Source organism: Salinibacterium sp. 10G20-15 (assembly GCF_057365065.1).
The window spans coordinates 1,992,119-2,017,674 of record NZ_CP195118.1 but is presented as its reverse complement, the minus strand read 5'-3'; the positions used below and the strand labels follow the sequence as shown (position 1 = coordinate 2,017,674).

General features: G+C 62.5%; 28 protein-coding genes. 8 read left to right on the top strand and 20 right to left on the bottom strand.

Annotated elements, in window-relative coordinates; all coding sequences use genetic code 11:
• Positions 1-25 precede the first annotated feature (25 nt).
• The gene (locus ACR3YK_RS09730; protein WP_486174687.1) at positions 26-835 is read left to right on the top strand and encodes an SDR family NAD(P)-dependent oxidoreductase; all 810 of its coding nucleotides are present in this window, start codon (positions 26-28) and stop codon (positions 833-835) included.
• Here the strand turns inward: ACR3YK_RS09730 and ACR3YK_RS09725 are convergent.
• The 3 genes from ACR3YK_RS09725 to putP form a co-directional block, all read right to left on the bottom strand.
• Complete coding sequence (locus tag ACR3YK_RS09725) at positions 832-1,719, bottom strand: NADPH-dependent oxidoreductase (RefSeq protein ID WP_486174686.1); 888 nt, start codon at positions 1,717-1,719, stop codon at positions 832-834. The two genes, ACR3YK_RS09730 and ACR3YK_RS09725, sit on opposite strands and share 4 nt — an antisense overlap.
• Before the next feature lie 117 nt (positions 1,720-1,836).
• Entirely contained in the window at positions 1,837-2,766 is a 930-nt protein-coding gene (locus ACR3YK_RS09720) for a phosphodiesterase (RefSeq protein WP_486174685.1), read from the bottom strand.
• A gap of 171 nt (positions 2,767-2,937) precedes the next feature.
• A complete protein-coding gene (gene putP / locus ACR3YK_RS09715; protein WP_486174684.1) occupies positions 2,938-4,458 on the bottom strand; it encodes a sodium/proline symporter PutP in 1,521 nt (506 codons plus the stop codon).
• A gap of 298 nt (positions 4,459-4,756) precedes the next feature.
• Here putP and ACR3YK_RS09710 point away from each other — a divergent pair, with 298 nt between their 5' ends.
• Positions 4,757-5,314 (top strand): TetR/AcrR family transcriptional regulator, encoded by a 558-nt coding sequence (locus tag ACR3YK_RS09710; RefSeq protein WP_100388607.1) that lies wholly within the window; start codon positions 4,757-4,759, stop codon positions 5,312-5,314.
• Positions 5,315-5,617: 303 nt separating this feature from the next.
• Complete coding sequence (locus tag ACR3YK_RS09705) at positions 5,618-6,988, top strand: MFS transporter (protein ID WP_486174683.1); 1,371 nt, start codon at positions 5,618-5,620, stop codon at positions 6,986-6,988.
• 13 nt (positions 6,989-7,001) lie between these two features.
• On the opposite strand, the gene dprA is transcribed toward ACR3YK_RS09705, so the two are convergent.
• From dprA to ACR3YK_RS09680, 5 genes are all read right to left on the bottom strand, one after another.
• On the bottom strand, positions 7,002-8,294 hold the full coding sequence (gene dprA, locus ACR3YK_RS09700; RefSeq protein ID WP_486174682.1) for a DNA-processing protein DprA: 1,293 nt from the start codon (positions 8,292-8,294) through the stop codon (positions 7,002-7,004).
• Complete coding sequence (locus tag ACR3YK_RS09695; protein ID WP_486174681.1) at positions 8,291-9,823, bottom strand: YifB family Mg chelatase-like AAA ATPase; 1,533 nt, start codon at positions 9,821-9,823, stop codon at positions 8,291-8,293. The genes dprA and ACR3YK_RS09695 overlap by 4 nt, the downstream gene beginning before the upstream one ends.
• Positions 9,820-10,176 carry a YraN family protein gene (locus ACR3YK_RS09690; protein ID WP_486174680.1) on the bottom strand — a complete coding sequence of 119 codons (357 nt, stop codon included), beginning with the start codon at positions 10,174-10,176 and terminating at the stop codon, positions 9,820-9,822. The genes ACR3YK_RS09695 and ACR3YK_RS09690 overlap by 4 nt, the downstream gene beginning before the upstream one ends.
• Positions 10,177-10,271: 95 nt before the next feature.
• On the bottom strand, positions 10,272-10,769 hold the full coding sequence (locus tag ACR3YK_RS09685; protein WP_486174679.1) for a hypothetical protein: 498 nt from the start codon (positions 10,767-10,769) through the stop codon (positions 10,272-10,274).
• A gap of 78 nt (positions 10,770-10,847) precedes the next feature.
• A complete protein-coding gene (locus ACR3YK_RS09680) occupies positions 10,848-11,468 on the bottom strand; it encodes a LysE/ArgO family amino acid transporter (RefSeq protein WP_486174678.1) in 621 nt (206 codons plus the stop codon).
• Between the two features lie 28 nt (positions 11,469-11,496).
• On the opposite strand from ACR3YK_RS09680, the gene ACR3YK_RS09675 reads away from it, so the two are divergent.
• On the top strand, positions 11,497-14,352 hold the full coding sequence (locus ACR3YK_RS09675; RefSeq protein ID WP_486174677.1) for an FAD-binding and (Fe-S)-binding domain-containing protein: 2,856 nt from the start codon (positions 11,497-11,499) through the stop codon (positions 14,350-14,352).
• 67 nt (positions 14,353-14,419) lie between these two features.
• Here ACR3YK_RS09675 and ACR3YK_RS09670 read toward each other — a convergent pair whose 3' ends face one another.
• From ACR3YK_RS09670 to ACR3YK_RS09650, 5 genes are all read right to left on the bottom strand, one after another.
• Positions 14,420-14,743: a DUF2469 domain-containing protein gene (locus ACR3YK_RS09670; RefSeq protein WP_009772690.1), complete on the bottom strand. Its 324-nt coding sequence runs from the start codon at positions 14,741-14,743 to the stop codon at positions 14,420-14,422.
• Positions 14,744-14,765: 22 nt separating this feature from the next.
• Complete coding sequence (locus tag ACR3YK_RS09665; protein ID WP_486174676.1) at positions 14,766-15,401, bottom strand: ribonuclease HII; 636 nt, start codon at positions 15,399-15,401, stop codon at positions 14,766-14,768.
• A 3-nt stretch (positions 15,402-15,404) separates the two neighbouring features.
• On the bottom strand, positions 15,405-16,160 hold the full coding sequence (lepB, locus tag ACR3YK_RS09660; protein ID WP_486174675.1) for a signal peptidase I: 756 nt from the start codon (positions 16,158-16,160) through the stop codon (positions 15,405-15,407).
• A 65-nt stretch (positions 16,161-16,225) separates the two neighbouring features.
• Positions 16,226-16,573, bottom strand: a complete 348-nt coding sequence (gene rplS, locus ACR3YK_RS09655; RefSeq protein ID WP_486174674.1) for a 50S ribosomal protein L19 — start codon at positions 16,571-16,573, stop codon at positions 16,226-16,228.
• A gap of 130 nt (positions 16,574-16,703) precedes the next feature.
• Positions 16,704-17,189 carry an MFS transporter gene (locus tag ACR3YK_RS09650; protein ID WP_486174673.1) on the bottom strand — a complete coding sequence of 162 codons (486 nt, stop codon included), beginning with the start codon at positions 17,187-17,189 and terminating at the stop codon, positions 16,704-16,706.
• Between the two features lie 70 nt (positions 17,190-17,259).
• Between ACR3YK_RS09650 and ACR3YK_RS09645 the strand changes: the two genes are divergently transcribed.
• Complete coding sequence (locus ACR3YK_RS09645; protein WP_100388595.1) at positions 17,260-17,886, top strand: TetR/AcrR family transcriptional regulator; 627 nt, start codon at positions 17,260-17,262, stop codon at positions 17,884-17,886.
• Entirely contained in the window at positions 17,883-18,650 is a 768-nt protein-coding gene (map, locus tag ACR3YK_RS09640; RefSeq protein ID WP_486174672.1) for a type I methionyl aminopeptidase, read from the top strand. Before ACR3YK_RS09645 ends, map begins: the two co-directional genes overlap by 4 nt.
• A 76-nt stretch (positions 18,651-18,726) precedes the next feature.
• Here the strand turns inward: map and ACR3YK_RS09635 are convergent, their stop codons facing one another.
• The 7 genes from ACR3YK_RS09635 to ffh all read right to left on the bottom strand — a co-directional run bounded on the left by ACR3YK_RS09635 (position 18,727) and on the right by ffh (position 23,999).
• Positions 18,727-19,335 (bottom strand): hypothetical protein, encoded by a 609-nt coding sequence (locus ACR3YK_RS09635; protein WP_486174671.1) that lies wholly within the window; start codon positions 19,333-19,335, stop codon positions 18,727-18,729.
• A 43-nt stretch (positions 19,336-19,378) separates the two neighbouring features.
• Entirely contained in the window at positions 19,379-20,065 is a 687-nt protein-coding gene (gene trmD / locus ACR3YK_RS09630) for a tRNA (guanosine(37)-N1)-methyltransferase TrmD (protein ID WP_486174670.1), read from the bottom strand.
• A gap of 16 nt (positions 20,066-20,081) precedes the next feature.
• Positions 20,082-20,666: a ribosome maturation factor RimM gene (gene rimM / locus ACR3YK_RS09625; RefSeq protein ID WP_486174669.1), complete on the bottom strand. Its 585-nt coding sequence runs from the start codon at positions 20,664-20,666 to the stop codon at positions 20,082-20,084.
• A gap of 3 nt (positions 20,667-20,669) precedes the next feature.
• Positions 20,670-20,906 carry an RNA-binding protein gene (locus ACR3YK_RS09620; protein ID WP_100388591.1) on the bottom strand — a complete coding sequence of 79 codons (237 nt, stop codon included), beginning with the start codon at positions 20,904-20,906 and terminating at the stop codon, positions 20,670-20,672.
• A 3-nt stretch (positions 20,907-20,909) separates the two neighbouring features.
• Positions 20,910-21,368: a 30S ribosomal protein S16 gene (rpsP, locus tag ACR3YK_RS09615; protein WP_486174668.1), complete on the bottom strand. Its 459-nt coding sequence runs from the start codon at positions 21,366-21,368 to the stop codon at positions 20,910-20,912.
• Positions 21,369-21,563: 195 nt separating this feature from the next.
• Positions 21,564-22,346 carry an LLM class F420-dependent oxidoreductase gene (locus ACR3YK_RS09610; protein WP_486174667.1) on the bottom strand — a complete coding sequence of 261 codons (783 nt, stop codon included), beginning with the start codon at positions 22,344-22,346 and terminating at the stop codon, positions 21,564-21,566.
• 90 nt (positions 22,347-22,436) lie between these two features.
• Positions 22,437-23,999: a signal recognition particle protein gene (gene ffh, locus ACR3YK_RS09605; RefSeq protein WP_486174666.1), complete on the bottom strand. Its 1,563-nt coding sequence runs from the start codon at positions 23,997-23,999 to the stop codon at positions 22,437-22,439.
• Positions 24,000-24,076: 77 nt separating this feature from the next.
• Between ffh and ACR3YK_RS09600 the strand changes: the two genes are divergently transcribed.
• Both ACR3YK_RS09600 and ACR3YK_RS09595 read left to right on the top strand, forming a co-directional pair.
• Positions 24,077-24,958 carry an LLM class flavin-dependent oxidoreductase gene (locus ACR3YK_RS09600; RefSeq protein WP_486174665.1) on the top strand — a complete coding sequence of 294 codons (882 nt, stop codon included), beginning with the start codon at positions 24,077-24,079 and terminating at the stop codon, positions 24,956-24,958.
• Between the two features lie 50 nt (positions 24,959-25,008).
• Positions 25,009-25,530 (top strand): gamma carbonic anhydrase family protein, encoded by a 522-nt coding sequence (locus ACR3YK_RS09595; protein WP_486174664.1) that lies wholly within the window; start codon positions 25,009-25,011, stop codon positions 25,528-25,530.
• Positions 25,531-25,556: the final 26 nt, after the last annotated feature.

The window sequence follows — 25,556 nt, the reverse complement described above, 5'->3', positions numbered from 1 at the left end:
GCCTACGACGCGATAGCGTTTCGGGATGACCACTCCATCTTCAGCACAGCACGTCGGTGCCGCTCTCGTGACGGGCGCAACCGCGGGACTGGGCGCAGAGTTCGCCCGCCAGCTCGCCTCAGCCGGCCACAACCTGATCCTGGTGGCGCGCGACCGCGCTCGCCTCGAGAGTGTGGCGGAGTCGCTGCGCTCGGCTTTCGGCGTGGACGTCGAGGTGCTCGGCGCCGACCTCACTAACCCGGAGCAGCGGGCAACGGTTGAAGAGCGGCTCGCTTCCACGGAGCATCCGGTGAGCTATCTCGTGAATAACGCGGGCTACGGCCTTGCGCAGGAGTTCGAAAAGAACTCCGTCGATGACGAAGAGCGGATGCTCGAGATTTTGGCCACGGTGCCCATGCGCCTCAGCCACGCTGCGCTCGGGGGCATGCTCGCCCGAGGCTCAGGCACCATCCTGACGGTCGCGAGTATCGCGGGAGGGGCGCCGCTCGGAATGTATGCAGCCGCTAAGACGTGGCCGCTGAGCTTCAGCCGCTGGGCCAATGCGCACTACCGCTACCGCGGTGTGACATTCAGTGCAGTCGCGCCCGGTTTCGTGCGCACCGAATTTCATGCCCGCCTCGGCATCGAACGCTCCGACATGGCACCGAAGTGGATGTGGCTCAACGCGGACTTCGTGGTGCGTTCGGCTCTGCGCGCGGCAGCGCGCGGTCGCGGACTCTCGGTTCCGAGCATCCGCTACAAATTGGTTTGGGCGCTCATGAAGGTGGCTCAGCCGCTCATTCTTGTTGCGGTGGCGCGATCTAGCCGTGCCGAGTCAGCGAAGGCTGGGCGCTAGCGAATCGGAAAGCCGCGCGCCTCAACCTCACCCTTGAGGTGATCGCGCAGGGCAGCGGACGGCCCGGTCACCCCATCGGGCTTGCTCGTGCGGCGAGCGGTGTGCTCTGCCCAGCCGTATTCGGCATCCGGAATGTCAGCGCCACCGCCGCCAACCTGACGCCCCGCATAGAGGCCGTTGGCGATCATGACGTCGTCGTACTCCCGCACGTGCTTTTCTACATCCGCACTGGAGTACTGCTCGCGGTGCACGACGGCCTCGCTGGACAGGCGCGGCTTTGTGCCCCGCCGAACGCCCTCTTTCGGATACCCGATCGTGAGCCCCGCCACGGCGAAGACGCCCTGCGGCAGCCCCAGCTCTTCGGCGATCGCGCTCGGGCTATTGCGCACCGATCCGATGGGCACGGTGCCGAGCCCCAAGGATTCGGCGGCGACGAGTGCGTTCTGGAGCGCAAGCGTGGCATCGACGGATGCCGTCAAGAACATTTCGAGATTGTCTGCCCCGAAAGCGCGCCCCTGACGCTCCGCCAGGTAGTGAAACCGCGATACGTCGGCACAGAAGATGAGCATGACGGGCGCCTCGGCGACGTAGCGCTGGTCGCCGACGAGGTGGGCCAGGCGGGCACGACGCTCAGCATCCTCGACGACGATGATGCTGAAGGCTTGGAGGTTCGAGGATGTCGGGGCGCTGCGAGCCGAGACCAGAATGGCCTCGAGAACTTCCGCCGCAAGCGGCGTCTCCTCGAAGCTGCGAATCGATTCGTGGCTCGTGAGCACCTTAATGGTGTCGGTGACAAACTCGGGCGAAATCTCGCGCTGCTCTTGTTCGATGCGTGTGGTCGGTGCAGTGTGTGTCGATGCAGTGTGTGTCGAGCCCAAAGTCATATCGCAATGATTTCACGCTCAACTGGGCACGTAGTGCACGAGGTGCCCCACGACGACAGCTACCGCGCACGCGTCGGCGTCGGCGTCGGCGTCGGCGTCGGCGTCAGCGTCAGCGCTTTAGTCGGAGGCAGCGACCTCAGCAGCATTGAAGGTGGAGTTCTTGGCCGAGAATGTTTCGAGCCGCTGCTCGGGAGTCATCGCCTCGATCTGCGCCCACGCCTCTGCTGAGTGACCCGTGATCTCCGCGGTGTCGCCCACCGGAATGATCGAATGGACGGTTTGCTTCTCGTACACGTGCACCACGTTCACGGCCTGGCCGTAGTCGACGCCCGAAAGCAGCCGATCTTCGGCGCTCAAGTCAAGCGTGTAACACGTCGCCGAAGCGACCGAGACGGGAATACCCGCGAACGTCGAGTGGGTGGAGTAGTGCAAATGCCCTGCCAGAATCGCGCGTACGTCGCTGCCCTGCAGCACCTCCGCCAGGCGCTCTTGGCGCTGCAATTCGAGCATGCCCATTGCTTCGAGCATGGGGGTGGGGATCGGCGGATGATGCACAGCGAGCAGCGTGCCGTGCGGTGCGGGGGTTGCCAGTTCGGCCCGCAGCCACTCCAACTGCTCATCGCTAATGTCGCCGTGGTGGTAACCCGGCACCGTGGTGTCGAAGGAGATGATGCGCAACCCGTCGATCAGATAAACCCGGTCTTGCGGAGCATCCGATTCATCATCGAAAAGGAGCTTGGAGTACTGGTCGCGCTCGTCGTGATTACCCATGACCCAGATGATTTCGGCGTTCATGCGCTTTGCGGCGGGCTCCACAATTTCGCGAAGACGTGTGTAGGCGTCGGGCTCCCCCAGATCGGCGAGGTCCCCGGTGAAGACGATCGCTTGCGGGTTGGCAGTCGATCGCTCGAGCTGGGCAAGAGCTTGCTCGAGGTGCTCGATCGTGTTGACCGCCCCGTAGAGCGGTCGGCCGCCCGCAAGCAAATGGGTGTCACTCACGTGAGCGATGACGTGGCTGGGGGCAGGGTACTGGCCTAGTTGAATCACGAGCCCAGCCTAGGCCTGCCGGGTGTCATTCAATAGGGCACTCGCGAGGCGGTGCGAATGCCCGCGTGCTCACATCGTGCCAGTTAACGCAGGATGCCCGCCGCCACAGCTGTGGTCGACGGGCATCCTGTACTGACTACGCCCGGTGGGGCGCTAGTCGATCGCGCAGAACTAGTCCTTCTTGTCGAAGACCGGCAACGTGACCGTTCCGGTGCGAACACCTTCAACGGCGGAGTCGAACTCAGTCACGATGTTGTCGCTGTGCTTGAAGGTGAACAAGCTCACGACGATCGCGACGACGATGTTGAGGATGAAGCCGGGCACGATTTCGTACATGACACCGGAGAGCGCATCGCTGTTGCCCCAGATGACGACGGTGACCGCACCGGCGATCATTCCGGCAATAGCGCCGGGCGCGGTGAGCTTGCGCCAGAAGAGCGACAGCAAGACGATCGGTCCGAAGGCGGCACCGAAACCAGCCCAGGCGTAACCGACGAGGTCGAGCACTGACGCCTGCGGGTCAAGCGCGATGATGATCGCGACAACCGAGACGACGAGAACACCGATACGACCGAGAACGACCTGCGCCTTCGGAGTTGCTTCCTTCTTCGCGATGATCTTGAAGAGGTCTTCGACGAGAGCCGACGACGACACGATCAACTGCGAGGAAATCGTGCTCATCACAGCGGCGAGCACTGCAGCGAGAACGAAACCGGCGATGAGCGGGTGGAAGAAGATCTGCGAAAGTTCGAGGAAGACTTTCTCGGGGTCGTCCAGCGTGAGCTCGGGATTCTGTTGAAAGTACGCGACACCGATGAGGGCCGAGGCAAGCGCACCAAGAACGGAAATAATCATCCAACTGATGCCGATGCGGCGACCGGCTACGGCATCCCCGGGTGAACGCAGCGCCATGAACCGAACCAGGATGTGCGGCTGACCGAAGTAGCCAAGGCCCCACGCTGCAGCGGAGATTGCAGCAATCGCGGACCCGCCGAAGAGGTTGAGCATGTCGACTTCTTCGGTGCTGACTGCGCGGATCGATTCGATCGCACCATCAACGCCACCCACCTGGGTGATACCGATGATCGGTACCGCGATGAGGGCGAGGAAGATCATGATGCCCTGAACAACGTCCGTGTAGGTCGCACCGATGAAGCCTCCGAAGAGGGTGTAGAGAACGGTGACGCCGCCGACGAGGAGCATTCCGACAAGGTATTCAGAGTTGAAGGCGCTCTCGAAGAATTTTCCGCCGGCAACCATTCCGGAAGAGACATAGAACGTGAAGAAGACGAGGATGATGATGCCGGCGGTGATGCGCAGAATGTGCGTCTTATCGCGCAATCGGTTTTCGAAGAAGCTCGGTACCGTGATCGAGTTCTTCGATACTTCGGTGTAGGCCCGCAGTCGCGGGGCTACGAACTTCCAGTTGAGCCAGGCACCGATGGTCAGACCGATCGCGATCCAACCCTCGACGAGGCCTCCTACGTAGAAGGCTCCGGGGAGTCCGAGAAGCAGCCAGCCGGACATGTCAGATGCGCCAGCGCTAAGCGCAGCAACGCCGGGGCTGAGCTTTCGGCCGGCGAGCATGTAGTCATCGAGGTCGGTTGTCCTCTTGTACGCCCACCACCCGATACCGAGCATTGCGGCCATATAAATGACCATCGCAATAATTTGGAAGGTTAGATCGTTCACAGTGTTGCCTTTCGTCTGCGCGGCGGTGGGCTTGGCTGTCTACCTTTGCAGAGATAAGGATTAGTAACAATCTCAATCGGCGCACATAAAAGGTAAGAGTTTCTAATGGTTACCGCGCAGAGTGCGCCGATTTCGCAAGATTTTGGCGTAGACACAGGAGTTTTGCGCCCGTCGACGGTGGCATGCAACTTTCAACAGCATGCGGCCAGAGTGCTTTGAGGTTCGATTTGCGGCGACCACTTCCCTGTGCAGGCAACAAAGATTGCACCCAGCCATGAGTGAGTGTACATTCACTCATATGCCTGCTTCGACCACTCTCTCTACAGCCGAGCTTCGCCGCCCTATCGTCGCCGCTGCCGCCCTCAGCGAGTTCGCCCGCGGCGGCTTCCACGGCACCACGATCGCCGACGTTGCGCGCGAAGCACGCATCTCCCCCGCCTACGTCTTCAAATTGTTCCCCGGCAAAGAGGCGCTCTTCGTTGCCGCACTCGAAGCCTGCTTCGACGAAGTGATCGCCGCGCTCAGCAGCGGGGCGGATGCCGCATCCGACCAGTCCCCTACCGGCATCCTCGATGCGATGGCCGACGCCTACGCCGAACTCATTGGGGATCGTCGACTCTTGAGCATTCAAGTGCACGCGCAGTCGATCACCCACATTCCCGAGGTCGGGGCCGGGCTGCGGGAAGGCCTGGCTCGCGTCACGTCGTTTGCAAAGGAACGCTCGAACGGCAGCAATGCTGATGTGCAGCGCTTCATGGCTTACGGGCAGCTCTGCCACCTGATCGTGACAGCAGGCGTCGAGGGCGAAACCCAGCCTTGGGCTGAGATCCTGACCCACGGCATCCGGCATCCCTGAGCACAGCGCGCTGAGGGGCGTGTCGCCGCCCTTCTTCCCACTCATCCTCCGTTCTTTGTTTTCCTTAAGGAGCCCTTCGCCCAGCTTTCACAAAGAGTGAGTGATCAATCACTCATCAATCTGCTCGTCTGTTCTTCCGTTCTTCTGTTCGTCTGTTCGTCTGTTCGTTCGTTATCTCAACCTCAAGGAGTTCTCGTGTCTACTGTTCCTTCTCTCCCTCCTCGGACTGCGCGCCGTGCTGCATCTGCAAGCGATGGCGCCTCTCGATTGCCTCGCAGCGGTAGACGCTGGTGGGCGCTTAGTGTGCTGGCGCTCGCTCAGTTCTTGGTAGTTCTCGATGCATCGATCGTGAATATTGCGTTACCGGTCGTGGGCGTCGAGTTGCAGATGTCGACGGCCGCTCTTGCGTGGGTGATCACTGCTTACGTGCTCGCGTTCGGCGGGCTGCTTTTGTTGGGCGGTCGTCTGGCAGATCGGTGGGGCCATCGGCGAGTGTTCTTGGCGGGCGTCATCATATTTGTGCTCGCTTCTGCAGCCGCAGGCCTTGCAGCTTCCAGCGGAATGTTGCTGGCAGCTCGTGCAGTGCAGGGCGCAGGAGCAGCATTGCTAGCTCCTGCTGCGCTGGCGTTGCTGACCCACCTGTTTCCCAAGCCTGGTGACCGGGCCCGCGCTTTGGGCGTGTGGGGAGGCGTCGCGGGCATCGGGTCTGCGGCAGGTGTTCTACTCGGTGGTATTCTCACGTCGTCGTGGGGTTGGCAGTGGGTGTTCTTTGTGAACGTGCCGGTAGGAGTGCTGGTGTTGGCGACCATTCCGTTTCTCATTTCTCGAGACGAGCGCACGGCATCCGGTGTCTTGGATCTTCCCGGTGCGGTGTCGGTGACGGGTGCGCTCGTGGCGACGGTGGGCATGTTCAGTGCGACGGAACAGCTTGGCGTGCTGCACCCCGTCACGCTGATGCTTGCCGGGCTGGCGGTCGCGCTGACTGCCGTGTTTGTTGTGGTGGAGCGTCGTGCTGTCGAACCGCTGGTTCCGTTGGCAATATTCACGAATCGACGTGTCGCGGTCGGCAACGTGGCGATGTTGCTGTTGGGAGCGGCGATGGTCGCTTTGTTCTTTGCGCTGTCGGTGTTCATGCAAGCTGTGCTGGGCTTTGACGCTCTGACGGCGGGACTCACGCAACTGCCTCTCGCGGGTGCGCTGGTGGTGATTGCAGGGGTCGCCCCTGTTGCGGTGAACCGCTGGGGACTGCGACGCACACTCAGTGTTTCCTTCGCTGTACTGGCCGGTGGATTGCTGTGGTTGTCATTCGCTCCTGCGGATGCCGGTTTCGCTTCGAATCTGCTCGGCCCGACTCTCGTGATTGGGGTGGGTTTGGGGGCCGCCTTCGTCACCGCTACTCAGCTTGCCGTCGCTGGTGTCGATGGCGGCGAGGCCGGTCTCGCTGGTGGTTTGGTGAACACGAGTCAGCAGATCGGTGGGGCGTTGGGGCTTGCCGTGTTGGCGAGTCTGGCCGCGATGCGGACGGATGCGCTGCTCGAAACTGGGGCTTCGACTCCCGTCGCACTCACAAGCGGCTTCTCGTGGTTGTTCTTGGGAGCGGGGGTGTTGGCAATGTTGGGGGCGGTCATCGTAGGAGTGATCCGCCTCGAGTCGCCCGAAAACGCCCGTCGGTGACACCAGTTTGCGCTCACGCTCGGCGGCTGCGTTCGGATGCCACACGCTTCCAACCGCGCTCGGCCTCGGTGACGCGGCCGTCGAGTTCGAGCAGGCCGAGCTGGGCGCGAACGGTGGAGATTGCGAGCCCGCTGCGCGCGGCTACATCGTCGGCGGAACGCGCGCTGCGAGCGCTGAGGGCGTCGAGAAGACGGACCGTGTCGGTGTCACGCGGGCTGCTGGCATCCGGGCTCGCGCCTGAAGACGCTGCGGAGTGCTCTGCGCCCGCTGCCTCATCGACAGTGAGCAACGCGCGCTCAAGCGGCGCTAGCTCTGCCATCTGGTCGGGGTTAGTGACGCACACGGCGTCGTAGTCGCGGATGAGACGATGACAGCCCGCGGAGGCGGCGCTGGTAACCGGGCCGGGCACCGCTCCCAGCGGTCGACCCAAGGTGGCCGCGTGGCCAGCGGTATTGAGGGAGCCGGATCGCCAGCCCGCTTCAAGAACCACTGTGGCCATGCTTGCTGCTGCAATTAATCTGTTGCGCTGCAAAAACCTCCACTTGGTGGGTGGTGAGCCGCACGGGAGCTCCGAAATGACGACGCCGTTCTCGGCAATGCGGCCGAGAAGTGCGTCGTGACCGCTCGGATAGAAACGGTCTACTCCCCCGGCGAGAAAAGCGACGGTGAGGCCGTGACTGGCGAGCGCAGCGCGGTGAGCCATGCCATCGATTCCGTAGGCGGCGCCAGACACGATCGTGTAGCCACGATCAACGAGCCCGGCGGAAGCCTCCATCGTGATGTGTTCGCCATAGCCGGTGGCAGCGCGGGCTCCGACGAGGGCGATGCCGCGTTCGATTCCGGCAAGAGCTTCATCGGTTCCGCGAACCCACAGCGCCGAGGGGGCGTGCCAGTCGAGATCGTTGAGCCGCGACGGCCACAGCGTGTCGTCGGGCGTGAGCAGGCGTGCGCCAAAGCGTGCGGCCTGACGCAGAGCGATGAGCGCGGTGTTCGACTTGAGCCGCGGCATCCACCGGTCGATTGCTTGGGCCATATCGTCGTCGCTCACTGCATCGCCGTCAGCCGAGAGCGTTGCCGCGAATCGCGCTGGCTCCCAATGCTCGACAACGGCCGTGAGAGCGCGCACGGCTCCGAGCTGTTGGATGGCGCGACCGGCCAGGCGGTCGCCGGGCTCGGCTAAGCCGCTCCACGTGGCGCGAGCGAAACGTTCTTCGATCGCATCGCGGTCGAGATCGTCACCGCCACCGACGCTGACTGCCCTGACGAGAGTGGCTACTTCTGATTCTTTGAGTCCAAACATGGTCACTGCGACATGGCCTTTCTAAGGTAAAGCGCTTGCCCAACGTGAGTGTCGTCGGGGCGGGAATCGTCGGCGAGATCGGCAAGCGACCACGCGACACGGAGTACTCGGTCGTACCCGCGCATCGTGATGCCTCCGCGCTCGAGTGCGCGGTCGAGCCCCGCGGTAACTTTGGGTGTCAGTCGCAACTCGCGGCCACGCAAGTACGAACCCGGCACATGAGAGTTGAGCCGCCACGGCGTAGCTTCGAGGCGAGCCGCGGCACGCTCGCGAGCAGCGGTGACCTGAGCCCGAGCATCCGCGGTCGAGAGTGACGGTCGCTCTCCCGCCAAGCGCAGTTGAGCGCTCGTGATGCGCTCGACCCGAAACTGAATGTCGATGCGATCAAGCAGCGGCCCCGAAAGACGGGCGAGATACCGCCGCCGACTATTGGGCGGACACGTGCACTCGCTGTCGCGCGCACCCCACTGCCCACAGGGGCAGGGGTTGGCCGCCATTACGAGTTGAAAGCGGCCCGGAAAGTGGGCAATCGCGTTGGCGCGATGGATGCTGATGACCCCCGATTCGAGAGGTTGCCGAAGTGCGTCCAGCGCTGCGGGCGCAAACTCGGGTGCTTCGTCGAGAAAGAGCACTCCGTCGGAGGCTCGGGCGGCAGCACCCGGACGTATCTGCGAACTGCCGCCTCCCACGAGCGCCGCGGCCGTCGCCGTGTGGTGAGGCGCTTCGAGGGGTGGTCGAGTCGTGAGGCTGCTGCCGACCGGGAGTCCGGCGAGCGATCGAATGGAGGAGACTTCGAGGGCCGCCTGCGGGTCGAGATCGGGCAAGAGCCCGGGCAGTCGCGCGGCGAGCATGGTTTTGCCGGCGCCCGGAGGGCCAAGCAGGAAGACGTGATGGCCTCCGGCTGCAGCAACAAGCATCGCGTCGATCGCGTCGCTGCCACCGATCATGTCAGCAAGGTCGCCGCCGGTATCAGCCGCCACTTCAGGAGCGGGCCGAGTGATTACCTCGACTGGTTCGGGCTCAAACTCTCCGCCATGCCAGATGGCGGCATCCCGCAGCGAGGGCACCGCGATCACGCGCATATCGGGCACGAGCGATGCCTCATCGGCATTGCCGCTCGGCACCATGACGGTCGTGAATCCTGCTCGCGACGCGGCAAGCACCGCGGGCAAGACACCGTTCACTGGCCGCAAGCGCCCGTCGAGCCCGAGTTCTCCGATATGGAGCACTCGGTCGATCGATTCTGCCGAGATTGTTCCCGAGGCGGCGAGCGCCGCGAGCGCGATTCCGAGGTCGAAGCCGGAGCCGTGTTTGGGCAGCGCAGCCGGGGACAGGTTGACGGTGATTTTGCGATTCGGCAGCCCGCATCCGGAGTTCGTTGCTGCGGCCCGCACGCGATCTTTTGCCTCGCCCAGTGCGGTGTCGGGTAACCCGATAAGGACGAACCCGGGAAGGTTGTTGGAGAGGTCTGCTTCGATCTCCACGATCGCACCTTCGAGCCCGAGCAGGGAAACGGCGTACGTTCTCCCGATCACGAGATGCGCTTCAACTGTTCGATCTCCACGACGCCACGAGAGGGCACGATCACCGCAATGGCATCAAGGCGCACGGAAGCACCGGATCCCGGATGGTCATCGCACCAGGCCGCAGCGAGTCGCCGCAGCCGCGCGAGTTTGGTGGCAGTGATCGATTCGAACGGATGCCCAAACATCACACTCGAGCGAGTCTTGACCTCGACGAAAACTAGCTCGTCGCGCTCGCGCGCCACAATGTCGAGTTCCCCTTGAGAACACCGCCAATTGCGGTCGAGGATCTCAAGCCCTGCACTAGTCAGGTGGTCGGTCGCAAGCTGTTCGCCACGGGCGCCGAATTCATCTTTTGCTGCCATGGCTCAAGCGTCGCGCCTCGGCACAGCCACGACCGAGGCTGGGCACGATGTGGGAGAAGACTTACCCACGCGCCCCGATGGGGAGGACTAGTTGGCTACTCGGCCGAGCTGCCCCCTTCGAACACCGAGACGCTGAACCACACACCGTCGTCGACGGTAACCCTGAGCTTCAAGGTGGACGGGTCAGCGTCTAACGGCTCCGTAATGCTCGTCATTGCCGCGGTCCCGCGCTCGCTCGCACAGTCGTTTGCCTGCACTCCGTCCACAACCTCTCCATCAGAGACGAGAAAGAGCTCGAACTCCGATGAGCGGTCGCAGCCGATGGCAAGAAAAAGCTGATCGACAGAGTCGCTTAGCGGCGGGAGCGAATACTCGTGGGCGCCCACATCCACCTGCTCAAAGAGAATTGCGTCGTTAAAACCTGATCGCTGCATGCCGGGATCCTCGCTCAAGAACGGCATCCTTGATTCGCCCGCATCGCTGGAAGACCCCGATGATCCCGAAGACTCGGATGCTTGGGGCTCAGCCGGGACGCACCCGGCAAGTCCGAGCACTACCGCGATACCGACAAGAGCGACTCCACAAATACGCATAGTTGATTCCTAACACTCAGCCGCGCATCCACCTAGTGAATCTAACGAATTGTCATGAAACCGTTTTGAGGCGAGCAACTACCCGAACAACCCGGCAATCAAGCTACCCGCCAGCACCACCATGACGACCGCGATCAGAATGTCGAGCACCCGCCACGCCATCGGCTGAGCGAACAGCGGGCGCAGGTAGCGGCTGCCATAACCAATCGCCGTGAACCAGATCACACTGCCGAGACATGCCCCGAGCGCGAACCACCACCGGTCGTCGCCGTAGGTTCCGCCGATGGAGCCGAGCAACAGCACGGTGTCGATGTACACGTGCGGGTTGAGCCAGGTGAGCGCGAACGCCGTCGAGAGGGCGGCGGCGAGCGTCATCCCGGTTCCGGATGCTGTTGCGGTGAGGGCTTGCGGTCGGGCCGCCCGGCGAAGCGACAGGAACGCATAAACAAGGAGGAAGATCGCTCCACCGACGCGGGCGATCACGAGCAGCCACGTCGCTTGCTCGATGAGCGCCCCGAGGCCGGCAACACCGGCGGTGATCAACACGATGTCGGAGAGCATGCACACGAGCACCACTGCGGTGACGTGTTCCCGCCGCAGCCCTTGCCGCAGCACGAACGCGTTTTGGGCTCCGATCGCAATAATCAGCGAGAGCCCAAAGCCGAGCCCGGCGACGACGGCGGCAAAGATCGGAAGCATGAGATGACTCTAGGGGCAGAATGGGTGCATGCCGACCACGCCATCGCCGGAGCACCGTGACCTCGTTCACGCGCTGAGTTCTGCGGTGCGCGGCAAGGTCGATGACTCTACGCGCCGCCGTGCCGAATACTCGAGCGATGCCTCGAACTATCGGGTTGTGCCGCACGTGGTCGTGTTTCCGCGTGACACCGACGACGTACTGGCGGCGCTCTCGGTTTCTCGCGACAGCGGCACTCCCCTTACCTCGCGCGGTGGCGGCACGTCAGTCGCGGGCAACTCCATCGGCACCGGCATCGTGGTCGACTTTTCTCGCCACCTCAACCAGGTTCTTGAGATCGATGCGGATGCCCGAACCGCCCGCGTGCAGCCGGGCACCGTGTTGGCCACTCTCCAAGCCGCCGCGCAGCCTCATGGTTTGCGCTTCGGCCCCGACCCCTCGACGTGGTCGCGCTGCACCGTCGGAGGCATGATCGGCAATAACGCCTGCGGCGCTCATTCCCTGCAGTTCGGCAAAACCGCCGACAACGTGAAGAGCCTCGATGTGGTCGACGGTCTCGGCCGACGATTCACTGCAGCGAACGACCCGAGCGTCGTTGACGGCCTCCCCGCCCTCGTGAGCGGCAATCTCGCAACAATCCGCACCGAGCTGGGGCGCTTTAGCCGTCAAGTGTCGGGCTACAGCCTCGAACACCTGCTGCCCGAGCACGGCAACAATCTCGCCCGCAGTCTCGTGGGCACCGAAGGCAGCCTCGTGACGCTTCTCGAGGCGACCGTTGATCTGGTGGCTCAGCCCCAGCATCCGATGCTCGTCGCCCTCGGCTACCCCGACATGGCGACCGCCGCCGACGCAGTGCCCGCCTTGCTCGCCCACCACCCGAGCGCCATCGAGGGCCTCGATGCCCGAATAGTGGATGCCGTGAGCCGCGCCCGCGGAGCCCGCGCCGTCGCCGCCCTGCCCGCTGGCGCCGGCTGGTTGCTCGTCGAGGTCACGGGAGACGACCCCGCGGAGACTCTCCAGCGCGCGAACCTCCTCGCCGCCGATTCTGCTGCCGTCGAGTCCCGCGTCATCACCGATGCGGTGGCCGCGAAGCAACTGTGGCGCATCCGCGAAGATGGCGCCGGGCTCGCCGGGCGCACGGCATCCGGAACGCAAGCGTGGCCCGGTTTCGAAGACGCCGCCGTACCTCCGGAGCGCCTCGGTGCCTACCTGCGCGACTTTGACGCCCTGCTCGCCGACTACAACCTCGAGGGGATGCCGTACGGCCATTTCGGTGATGGTTGCGTTCATGTGCGGCTCGATATTCCCCTCGCGACAGATGGCGCAGTCTTGCGCGCCTTCGTGGATGACGCCGCCACCCTTGTCGCGTCCCATGGCGGCTCGTTGTCGGGCGAACACGGCGACGGTCGGGCACGCAGCGAGCTACTACCGCGCATGTATTCCCCGGCCGCAATCGAGCTGTTCGGGCAGTTCAAGCAACTCTTCGACCCGAACAATCTGATGAACCCGGGCATCGTTGTCGACCCCGCTCCGCTCGATGCCGCGTTGCGTCGCCCAGCCGCGCTACCCCTCATCAAGATCAACGGCTTTGCGTTTAGCGACGACGATGGAGACCTCAGCACTGCGAGCCACCGTTGCGTTGGCGTCGGCAAGTGTCGGGCCAACAACTCGGCAAACCACGGCGTCATGTGCCCCTCGTTCTTAGCGACCGGCGACGAGAAGGATTCCACTCGAGGGCGCGCCCGCGTGTTGCAAGAAATGGCCAACGGCACTCTCCTGACGGGCGGCGTGAACTCGCCCGAAGTGCACGACGCCCTCGACCTCTGCCTCTCCTGCAAAGCCTGCGCGAGCGACTGCCCCGCCGGGGTCGACATGGCCACACTCAAAGCCGAAGTGCTGCACCGCCGCTACGAGGGCAAACTCCGCCCCCGCAGCCATTACCTCCTCGGCCAACTCCCACGCTGGGCACGCCTGATCTCGCCGATCGCCCCGCTCGCAAACGCCCTACTGCGCGTGCCATTCGTACGACGCCTCGCCCTCTGGGCCGGTGGAATGGATGCTCGGCGCACCTTCCCCGCCTTCGCCCGTCACCCCTTCCGTTCGAGCTCCGAGGCTCGCGCCCTGCGCGCTGCGCCACCAACCACAGCATCAGACGAGCGCCCCCAGGTCCTCCTCTGGGCCGACTCCTTCACCGACAACTTCTCGCCGGACATTGCCCGCGCCACGATCCGCGTGCTGGATGCCGCCGACTACGAGATTCTGCTTCCCGAGCGCGATGTGTGCTGCGGCCTCACGTGGATCACGACCGGGCAGTTGGCCGGCGCGCGCCAGAAACTCACCGACCTAGTGAGCGAGTTGTCTCGTTACACCGACCGCGGCATCCCGATCGTCGGCATCGAGCCCTCGTGCACGGCCGTACTGCGCTCCGACCTGACCGAGCTTCTGCCCGACAACCCCGCGGCGGCAGCAGTCGCCCGGTCAACTTTCACGCTCTCCGAGCTGCTCACCGCGCCGGCACCGCTGGGGCCAGCCAACTGGCAACCGCCCGCCCTCAGCGATCAGACCTTTGTCGTTCAGCCGCACTGCCACCAGCACGCGGTCATGGGCTTCGATGCCGATCGCGCGCTGCTCGCCGCCACAGGAGCAACCGTCACCGAGATCAGCGGATGCTGCGGGCTTGCCGGAAACTTCGGCATGGAGAAGGGGCACTACGACGTGTCGGTCGCGGTGGCCGAGAACGGTATTCTGCCTGCTTTGCGTGAAGCGACATCCGACAGCATGCTGCTGACCGACGGCTTCTCGTGCCGTACGCAAGCGTCACAACTCGCGAATACCGAGGGCAAGCACCTCGCGGAGGTTCTCGCCGCAGCACTTCCCGAGCGCTAAAGGCTCAGCGAACTACAGCCAACCGGTCACCCGACCGACGCGCCAGCACGCTAACCAGCGACACCCGCTATTCGTCGAGCGCGAGTTCCTTCGGCAGTTCCAGGTCCTTGGCACTGAGCTCTTCGATGTTGACGTCCTTGAACGTGAGCACGCGAACGCTCTTCACAAAGCGGTCGGAACGGTAAACATCCCACACCCACACGTCGGTCATCGAGAGTTCAAAGTAGAAGTCATGCTCGGTATCGCGGCGCACCAAATCGACCTCGTTGGCGAGGTAAAACCGCCGTTCCGTCTCGATCACAAAACGGAACTGGCTCACTACATCGCGGTATTCGCGGTACAGCGCAAGCTCGACCTCGCGGTCGTAGTCTTCAAACTCGTCTTCATCCATGCTGCCCTTATTGTAGGCCGCGCTAGCGCAACCATGTGTGCCGATGAAGCTCGGTGGCACCAAGACTGCGCACCGCCTCAAAGTGGGCGGCCGAACCGTAGCCCTTGTTGCTCGGCCAGCCATAGCCGGGGTACTCCTCGTCGGCTTCGATCATGAGGCGATCCCGGTGCACCTTGGCCACCACGGATGCCGCAGCAACCGAGACACAGTCACGGTCAGCCTTCACCCTGGTCTGAACTCGCGGCGCAACGGTCAGGGCGCCGCTGAGCCAGTCGGAGCTGCCGTCCAACAGCACCACGCTAGACATGACGTTGAGACCCGCTTCATGCAATTGGATGAGCGCGCGCTTGCCGGCCAGCCCCAAGGCGGCCGTGATGCCGATCGCATCGATCTCTGCGGCATCCGCGTAGCCAACCGCAGAAAGCGGTGCCCACTCGAGCGTGAGCGGCTCAAGAAGTTCGCGCCGTTTTTGGCTGAGCTTCTTGGAGTCACGCAGTCCCACCGGCCAGACGCCATGGGCAGGAGTCATCGCCGTCATGCCCACACCAACGGGGCCGGCGATCGCGCCACGACCGACCTCGTCGCAACCGATAACTGCTCGCGCACCCGCGTCGAAGAGTTCTAACTCGACATCGCTGTGCGGGTCTGACACTGCCACAATCTACTCTGAGCTCTGAACTACCCGCTGGAACGTCGTGGGGTAGTTGTCGAGCATGCTCCACCGTTCGGTGGGCCAGCTGATCAAGAACGCGCGACCGACCACAGAATCGATCTTGACAAAACCACCCGTGGGGTCATCCTTGTGGAAGGCCGAGTCAGCGGAGTTATAACGATTATCGCCCATGACCCAAATGGAGTCATCGGGAACCGTGACAGAGAAGTCTTCTTGAGTCGCCTTCGTTACGGCATCCGGCAGCTGAATGTAGGGTTCCTCCAGCGGAATACCGTTCACCGTCAGCTGCCCGAACTCGTTGCAACACTCCACAGTGTCGCCCGGAAGGCCGATGACTCGCTTGATGAGGTGATTGCTGCTGTCGGGCGCGCTCAAGCCAACAAACGCGAGCACACCGTCTACGGCACCGACGAACCAGTTTTGGGGCTCGTTGGAGATGGGTGGGAGCCAGCCCCCGGGATCGGTAAAGACGACAACGTCGCCATGCTCGATCGGAAACAGCGACGGCTCGAGCTGGTTGACCAAAATACGGTCGTCAACCTGAAGAGTGCTCTCCATCGAGGTTGACGGGATGTAGAACGAACGAACCAGATACGTCTTAATTACGAACGAGATCAGTATCGCTGCGACGAAAATGATCAGTAGGTCGCGCAGAAAGAGTTTCCAGCCGCCAGCATTTTTGGCGGCACGCGGACGACGCTCAGCGCCGGCCGGCAGCGTGTTTTCAGCAGAATTATTTGTCATTAAACCCCAAAGCTCCCAGCAAGCATATGCCGCCGGGAGCCATTGGTTTGTGAAATTCGTGAGTGTTAGTTGTCGCGCTTCTCTTTGATCTTCGCCTTCTTACCGCGCAGGTCACGCAGGTAGTACAGCTTGGCGCGGCGAACAAGTCCACGCGAAACGACCTCAATGTGGTCGATCACGGGGGAATGAACGGGGAAGGTACGCTCAACGCCGACCTGGAAGCTCACCTTGCGGACCGTGAAGGTCTCGCGAACGCCGTGGCCCGAACGACCGATGACAACGCCCTGGAACACCTGAATACGCGAGCGCGTACCTTCAACGATGTTGACGTGAACCTTGACGTTATCGCCGGCACGGAAGTCAGGAATGTTGTCTTTGAGAGACGCCTTGTCGACGTCATCGAGGATATGCATTATTGATCGCTCTCTGCGCCCGCCATGAGTCGAACGCATCTAGTTAGAAAAGAAAAGTTGTGCTTCAAGCGGTTACGACGCCCTCATGGCAGAGTCGTGCGCGAGCACAATCGATAATTCTGCCACACATTCAGTCGAAAGTGCGATTCTCCTCGGCTTCGAGGATGATGACGCGACCGTTGTCGAGGTTCTCTCCCGGTCGTGAGGGCCGTTGCGCGTCGCGCTCGAAGCCCTCGACGAGGCTAGTAAAGCGATTGCGGGTCTCGGTGACGAGCTGCCAGAGCGCGATCCAGAACGCCGCGATGGCAACAATCACGATGAGCGCAGCCGGGAACGGGGCATCCACAAAGCCATAGATGATAATCGCCGCGTGCCACGCCGCGAGCACTCCGACATCAATCCACGACACCTGCTTCGAATCGCGCACACTCTTACGGGCGACCGTCAGCCCCGCGATGGCCAGCAGGGCAAAAGCCAGAATCGGGCACAGGATAAGGAACAGTACGAAATCCCAGCCCACGCTCGAACCGTAGATGCCGCGGGCGATCAATACCCACAGCGGCAACACGATTACAGCGATGAACTGCCAGTAGTAGAACCCGCGCCTAATCATCATGGTTCTCAGGGTATCTTCGTTGTGATCAGGAATGCTGAGAAGCATCAGACCGAAAGACCAGGTATCCCCCGTGCCCAACCCCGCGAACGTTCGCACCGAACCAGTGCAGCAGCGGAGTGCAGAACGAATCAACGTGCTCCTCGATGCGGCCGCGGTACTGCTCGATGAAGTCGGGATCGACGCGCTCACCACGAGCGATGTATCGAAGCGAGCGCAGTCCTCTGTTGGCGTTATCTACCGCTACTTCCCCAACATCCAGTCGCTGCTTCGGGGTTTGGCATCGCGCAACTTCGACAAGTACCGCGCCGGGCTTTCAGCAACTCTCAATAAGCGCGCAACCAACGCTCTCGACGCACTCAACGTTGCGATCGACGTTTACATTGAACTCTGCCGCACCGAGCCGGGCTTTCGAGTGCTGTCGTTCGGCAACATCATCGACCGCCGTTTCAACGTCGATCGCAAGAGCAACAACACAGCCCTGGCCGAGATTTTGACCGACCTTCTGGTAACCACCTACGAAGTTCCGGCCTCGGATGCCCTCGCTTTCGATATCGAAGTGACGGTAGAAATCGCCGATTCACTCCTCGAGCGTGCATTCTTGTATGACCCGCGCGGTGAAGAACCGTTTATCGACAAGCTCCGAGAGTTCATTGCGCAACTCTTGGCACCGCACACGAAAGAGGCAGCTACCGCATGATCGAGTTGAGAACCCCCGCCGAGATCAATGAGATGAAGGCAGCCGGCGAGTTTGTGGCCAGTGTTCTGACCGCAACGGAAGCGGCCTCCAAGGTGGGCACCAACCTGCTCGAGATTGATGCCCTCGCGCACAGCATGATCCGCGAACGTGGCGCCGAGAGCTGCTACATCGACTACCACCCCTCGTTCGGCGCTTCTCCCTTCGGCAAGGTCATCTGCACGTCGGTCAACGACGCCGCCCTGCACGGGCTCCCCCACGACTACACGCTGAAAGATGGCGACCTCCTGAGCCTCGACTTCGCTGTTGCGGTCGATGGCTGGGTCGCCGACTCTGCGATCACTTTCGCCGTGGGCACTCCCCGCGACGAAGACCTCAAGCTGATGGATGCCACCTCGCGTGCCCTGGACGCCGGCATCGCCGCTGCCATCGTTGGCAACCGCATCGGAGCCATCTCGGCCGCCATCGGAGACGTCGCCTACGGCGCAGGCTACGACGTCAATCTCGACTTCGGTGGTCACGGCGTTGGCCGCGAAATGCACGGCGACCCGCACATCCCCAACGACGGCAAGGCACGCCGAGGCATGCCGCTGAAGCCCGGCCTCGTCTTTGCGATCGAGCCATGGCTCATGATCGGCACCGACGACATCTACACGGATGACGACGGCTGGACGCTGCGAAGCATCGACGGCTCGCGCGCCGCCCACTTCGAACACACGGTTGCGGTTACTCCCGATGGCCCGCTCGTTCTCACGGCGCGCACTTAAGCGCCCGCAAGTCAGCGAACTGCGCGAACCGGCACGCGATTAGCCACCAAGCGGCAACGAACGTGCGCCACCCGCGCTAGCTCTGTACGCCGGCGCGGACCTCACGCTGAATCGGCGGCACCGTCGTCGTGTAATCCCAAGCGCCCTCGCTGTTGGTACCCGCCTGCGGGATCGCAAACAGCACGTCGTACGTGGTGGTGTCAGTGCAGCTCGCCGAATCGGGGTGGGTTTCGTGACCCACACGAACACTGTCGGGTTGTGGAAGCACCCAGACGGCAATGAGTTCGCACGACTGCACCTCAGTCGTGATGACCATGTCGGCACCGCCAAGAGTCGCCGCGAGGTCGCCGCGCGCCTGCACCACCTCGTCGTCGTCGGCATCCACCAGCACCTCGACCGCGGGCCAAGCGTCCACCGACACCGCAGACTGCGTGTAACCGCTCGGCAACGGGTGCGCCGCCATGTCAGCGAAAGTGACATCGTCAACGGTCATCCGCCGCGTCGTGAGGGTTGAATCGCTCGACTCCCCCGCGCCGCCTTCAGAACTCGACGTGGATGCGGGGCCCGGCGTCGCAGACCCAGCCGACGAGTCGACTTCTTCGGTCGCCGTCGCGGTGCATCCGGCCAGCAGGGCAACGCTGGCCATCGTGGCGAAGAAAAAACCGGGCTTCGATCGAAGAGTCATGCGTCCATGCTTTCACACGGGCCAAAATGCGGTGAGAGTTGTACTACTCGCCGTCAGGCAGAAGATCGGGGCGCACTCGACGCGTGCGTTCGAGCTGCTGCTCATAACGCCAATCCGCAATCGCCTTATGGTTTCCGCTCAGCAGCACCGGCGGCACGGAGCGTTCACGCCACGTTGACGGTTTCGTGTAGCTGGGGTACTCAAGTAGACCGTTTTCGTGGCTTTCCTCGGTGAGGCTTTCGGGGTTTCCCACCACGCCCGGCACCAGACGGCCGATCGCTTCAATCATGGCCATCGTGGCGACTTCGCCACCGTTGAGCACATAGTCGCCCAGACTGATCTCGCGAACACGAACCGTGTCTGCGGCGTAGTCGATGACGCGCTGGTCGATGCCTTCGTAGCGTCCGCAGGTGAAAAGGAGATGCTTCTCTTGCGCTAATTCGCGGGCTGCTGCTTGCATGAAAGGAACACCGGCAGGGCTCGGAACGATGACTACCGTTTCGGACGTGAGGGTGGCATCCAGCGCCTCCCCCCACGGCTCGGGGCGCATGACCATGCCGGCGCCACCACCGTAAGGGGTGTCGTCGACGGTGCGGTGACGATCGTGCGTGTAGTCGCGCAGATCGTGCACGCCCAACTCGATGATTCCACGCTCGCGCGCTTTACCCAGCAGAGAAATGTCTAGCACCCCGAAGAAATCCGGGAAGATCGTCAGAATGTCGATGCGCACTCGTCGACCCTTACTGTTAGTCGGATTCGGTGGAGTCGCCTGCGTCGTCGGCGATCTCTTCAAAGAGCCCGGGCGGAGGGGTAACAACCATCTCGCCCGCTTCAATATCGACGCTCGCCACGATTGCCTTGACGAAGGGAACCAAAACGTCTCCGTTGTCCGTTGCTACGGTCAAGAGATCTTGGGCGGGAAAGTGATCGACCTGCGCGAGAGTACCGACCTGTTTGCCGTCACGGATGACCTTGAGGCCGATGAGCTGGTGGTCGAACCACGCATCCTCTTCTGGCGCCTCGTTGGGATCGTGATCGATCCAGAGAATAGCTTTTACAAGCTTTTCGGCAGCACTGCGGTCAGGAACGCCCTTGAAGAACGCGACCGGCTGCGCATTGAACCACTTGAGCTCGGCGAGCTCGAGTGTCTTTCCGTGCCACGGAGAACTCGTGGGCACTTGGAGAGAAAACACGGCGCCCGGAACGAAACGACGTTCCGGGGCATCCGTGTACATCTCAACTTTGATCGCTCCCTTGAGCCCGTGAGCTTTCGTCAAGCGCCCCACGCGCAACTGTGTGCGACCTTCGCGGGGAATCTTTGTTTCGCTCACTGGCTAGAAGTCAGTGTCGACTACGTCGACACGCACCTTGCGACCATCGGCCAGAGCCGTGATCAGCGTGCGCAGAGCTTTCGCGGTGCGACCAGAGCGACCGATGACACGGCCGAGATCCTCCGGGTGCACGCGAACCTCGAGGAGGTCACCGCGCTGCGTATTTTTCGCAACAACCTGGACCTCGTCGGGGTGATCAACGATTCCCTTGACGAGATGTTCGAGAGCGGGAGCGAGCAATTGCTAGGCCTTGTCTGCGTCGGCGGCAGCCTCAGCAGCAGGGGTCTCGTCGGCGACGGGAGCTTCTGCAGCTTCTGCGGCGGGTGCGTCTTCAGCCTTGGGCTCAGCCTTTTCCGACTTGGGCTTGAGAACCGGCTTCTTCTTCTCGTCAGCCTGGAACTCAGCCTTAGCTTCCTTCACCTTGACGGTGCTGACGGCGTTCTTGTCACCCTTGAACTTGCCCCAGTCGCCGGTCAGCTTGAGGATAGCCTCAACCTGCGGGCTGGGCTGGGCGCCAACGCTCAACCAGTACTGCGCACGCTCCGACTCGACCTCAATGAACGAGGGCTCCTCGGTGGGGTGGTACTTTCCGATTTCTTCGATAACACGACCATCGCGCTTCTTGCGCGAGTCGGCAACGACGATGCGGTAGAACGGTGCACGGATCTTGCCCATGCGCTTCAAACGAATCTTTACAGCCACAATTCTCCTGAATTAAATGTTTATTGGTGGCGAACCGCTAGCCGTGAGCGTGGGGGCACACTCGGCAGAAAAGCTCTAGTGGATTCCATCCGGGCCTGATTAGAGGGTCGGGCTACGGAGGACTCAACCGCCTATTCTGCCAGAGTTTTAGCCACTTCGTGAACTCAACGGAAATAATGCCTCAAAGACGTGCCGCTAGCCGTTCTGCGAATCACGCCACGCCAGCCACTGCTTGGCCGTCGTGAGGTCATAATCGGGGCCGGTAATGCCCAGGGTAAACAGAGTGATGCCCTGCTCGCGCATGCTGTCGGCATCTTCGACGCTCTTGTCGCGCAGCTCGTTCGAGATCTCGATTTCGTTGATGTCTCGGCCAACGGCATCGCAGTGGCCGGCGAGCACGCTCAGCTTGTGAACGAGCTCGTCACCGGTTGCGAAGCTGTGCCAGATGTCGGCGTGCTTGGCAACAAGCTTGAGAGTCTTCTTCTCTCCCCCGCCACCAATGAGAACGGGGATCTTGCGCGTCGGCGCCGGGTTTAGTTTGCCCCAGCGCGACTCGATACGAGGCAATGCCTCAGCGAGAGCATCCAACCGCGAACCGGCGGTGCCGAACTCGTACCCGTACTCTTGGTAGTCGCGCTCGAACCAGCCCGAGCCGGTGCCGAAGATGAAGCGGCCGCCGCTGATGTGGTCGAGAGTGCGAGCCATATCAGCCTGCAGGTCGGGGTTGCGGTAGCTGTTGCAGTTCACAAGCGTGCCGAACTCGACCCGGCTCGTCATCTCAGCCCACGACGCAAGCTCGGTCCACGCTTCAAAGTGGAGGCCGTCTGGCTCGCCATACAGCGGGAAGAAGTGATCCCAGTTGAAGAGCACGTCAACTCCGAGCTGTTCAAGCTCTTTTACGCGGTCACGAATGACCGAGTATTCGGCGTGCTGAGGTTGAAGTTGAACGGCAATACGAACGGAACGGCTCTGTGTCATAGCTCCACAGTATCCCGAGCACGCGACACGACGAAGCGCCAATTCTTCTGCTCAGCGGATAGCACCCGCGCACACTCGTGCCCGCGCGGACTAGCGTCCGAGGAACTTCTGCAGGCTCTCAAGTTCTTCCGGCGACGGGCCTCCTGCAGGAGCCTTGCCACCACCGAGACCAAAGCCTGAACCGGAAGGAGCCGAAGGAGTGACCGCGCCCTGGGCGCGAGCAGCATCTTCCGCTGCGCGCTTGGCGGGGTTTCCCGACTTTGAGCCCTTCTTCTTCTGGTTCTTCTTCGAGGATTTGCCACCGTGGCCACCGGGGATCGGCCCCATGCCGGGAATCTGCGGCACGCCACCCTTCGCGACAGTCTTCATCATCTTGGCCGCTTGCTCGAAGCGGTTCACGAGCGCGTTCACCTCGGTGACGGTCGTTCCCGAACCGCGCGCAATTCGCACGCGACGAGAGCCGTTGAGGAGCTTCGGCATGGCACGTTCTTGTTTCGTCATGGACTGGATGATCGCCTCGGTGCGGGTGATCTCCGACTCATCGAAGTTGTCAAGCTGCTGTCGCATGCCCTTGGCACCGGGAAGCATGCCAAGCATTCCCTTGATCGAGCCCATGTTCTTGAGCTGCTGCATCTGCCGCAGGAAGTCGTCAAGAGTGAAGGTGTCAGTCGCGAATTTCTCGGCGACCTTGCGCGACTCTTCTTCGTCGAACGTTTTCTGAGCCTGCTCGATGAGCGTGAGGATGTCACCGAGGTCAAGGATGCGACTCGCCATGCGATCGGGGTGGAACGGCTCGAAGTCGTCAAGACCTTCCCCCGTCGAGGCGAACATGATCGGGCGCCCGGTGATGGAGGCAACAGATAGTGCGGCACCACCGCGAGCATCACCATCAAGCTTCGACAGCACGACACCCGTGAAGTCCACGCCCTCTTGGAAAGCGCGAGCAGTGGTGACGGCGTCTTGACCAATCATCGCGTCAATAACGAAAAGCACTTCGTCAGGGTCAACAGCCTTGCGAATGTTGGCGGCCTGCTTCATCAGCTCGGCATCCACACCTAAACGACCAGCGGTGTCAATGATGACCACATCGTGTTGCTTGTCTTTGGCAAACTTCATGGCCTGCTTAGAAACCTTGACCGGGTCGCCCTTGCCGTTGCCCGGCTCAGGGGCGAAAACGGCAACGCCTGCCTGCTCAGCAACAACCTGCAGCTGGGTGACGGCGTTGGGGCGCTGAAGGTCGGCAGCGACCAGCAGCGGCGTGTGGCCGTCAGCCGCAAGCCACTTGGAGAGCTTTCCGGCGAGCGTCGTCTTACCGGCACCCTGCAGACCCGCAAGCATGATGACGGTTGGCGGGTTCTTAGCGAACTGGATGCGGCGGGCTTCGCCACCGAGAATCGTCACGAGCTCGTCGTTGACGATCTGCACCACCTGCTGCGCGGGGTTCAGCGCAGCAGAAACTTCGTGGCCAAGTGCCCGATCGCGAACCCGAGCGGTGAACTCCTTAACAACCTCGAGCGCAACGTCAGCATCGAGTAGGGCACGGCGGATTTCGCGAACGGTGCCATCGACATCCGCTTCGCTGAGCTTGCCCTTGCCGCGCAGGTTCTTGAAGGTATCCGCGAGGCGGTCGGTGAGATTTCCAAAAGTGGCCATGATGCCACCAGTTTAAGGTGTCTTTGGCTGCGCGGCGACTCCACAACGCCGTCAGGGGCTCGGAGTAGGGTGAGAACGTGAGACACGGAATCGTCATACTGCCCCAACAGCCGTGGGCTGAAGCCCAACATCGCTGGATTCAGGCCGAAGAAATGGGCTTCGATCACGCGTGGATCTACGACCACCTCTCGTGGAGATCTCTCGCTGATGAGCAGTGGTACGCCACCATTCCCACGCTCACGGCAGCCGCGAGCGTGACGAGCCGCATCGGGCTTGGCACTTTCGTCGCCTCGCCCAACTACCGGCATCCGGTTCCCTTTGCCAAAGAGCTCGCGACCCTCGACGATGTGAGCGCTGGCCGCTTTCTGTTCGGCGTCGGCTCGGGCGGTACAGGTTTCGACGCGACGGTGCTCGGCCAAGATGAGCTCACTCCGCGTCAACGTCATGCCCGCTTCGAGGAGTTCGTGCGCGGACTCGACGAGCTACTGCGCTTCGAAGACCCCGGCAGCGGCGGCGTCAGCTTTAGCGGTGACTGGTTTACGGCCGTCAACGCTCGGATGGTCGGGGCGCCTGCCCAACGACCACGCATGCCCTTCGTGGTCGCCGCCGAAGGCCCCCGCGGTCTGCGCTTGACCGCCGAACTGGCCGACGGTTGGCTCACTCTCGGCCGCACCGCCGACACCCTCGACGAGTGGTGGCAGATTGTCGCCGACACCGCCGCGCGCATGGATGACGCTCTCGAGAAGGCCGGCCGAGCATCCGCGACCCTCGATCGCTACCTCAATCTGGATGGCGCGCCCCAGTTCAGCCTCGAAAGCGTCGACACCTGGGAAGACGCCGTCGGTCGCGCTGATGCGCTCGGCTTTACCGATGTGATCGGGCACTGGCCCCGCGCCGACGGCATCTACGCCGGCAAAGAAAGCGTGCTGACCGAGATCGCCTCGCGCTTCTCCCGCTGAGGTTCCCGGTTGACGCAAAGCCCCCACGCAGCACCCGCTAGCGTAGAGACATGACTGCTCTTATCGTGACTCTTGCCGGACACACCCCCCAGGTTGCCGACAGCGCATTCGTCGCGCCCAACGCCACCCTTATCGGGCAGGTCACGCTCGCTGAGCGCGCCAGCATCTTCTATGGCGCCGTTCTGCGCGGCGATACCGACTCCATCACGATCGGCGAAGGTTCGAATCTGCAAGACAACGTCACGGTGCACTGCGACGAGGGCATTCCCACGTCGGTCGGATCCGGCGTGAGCGTGGGCCACGGCGCTGTGCTGCACGGCTGCACCATCGAAGACGACTGCCTCATCGGCATGAGCGCGACCGTGCTCAATGGCGCGGTTATCGGAACCGGGTCACTCGTGGCAGCAGGCGCCGTTGTTCTCGAAGGCACCGTCATCCCGCCCGGATCGCTCGTGGCCGGAGTGCCCGCCAAGGTTCGTCGCGAACTCAGCGACGAAGAGAAGGCGGGCGTTCGCGAAAATGCCGCCCACTACCTCGAGCTATCTGCCGCGCACAAAGCAGTCGGAAACTAGCGCGCGGGCCTCCGGCTCGCAGGTGT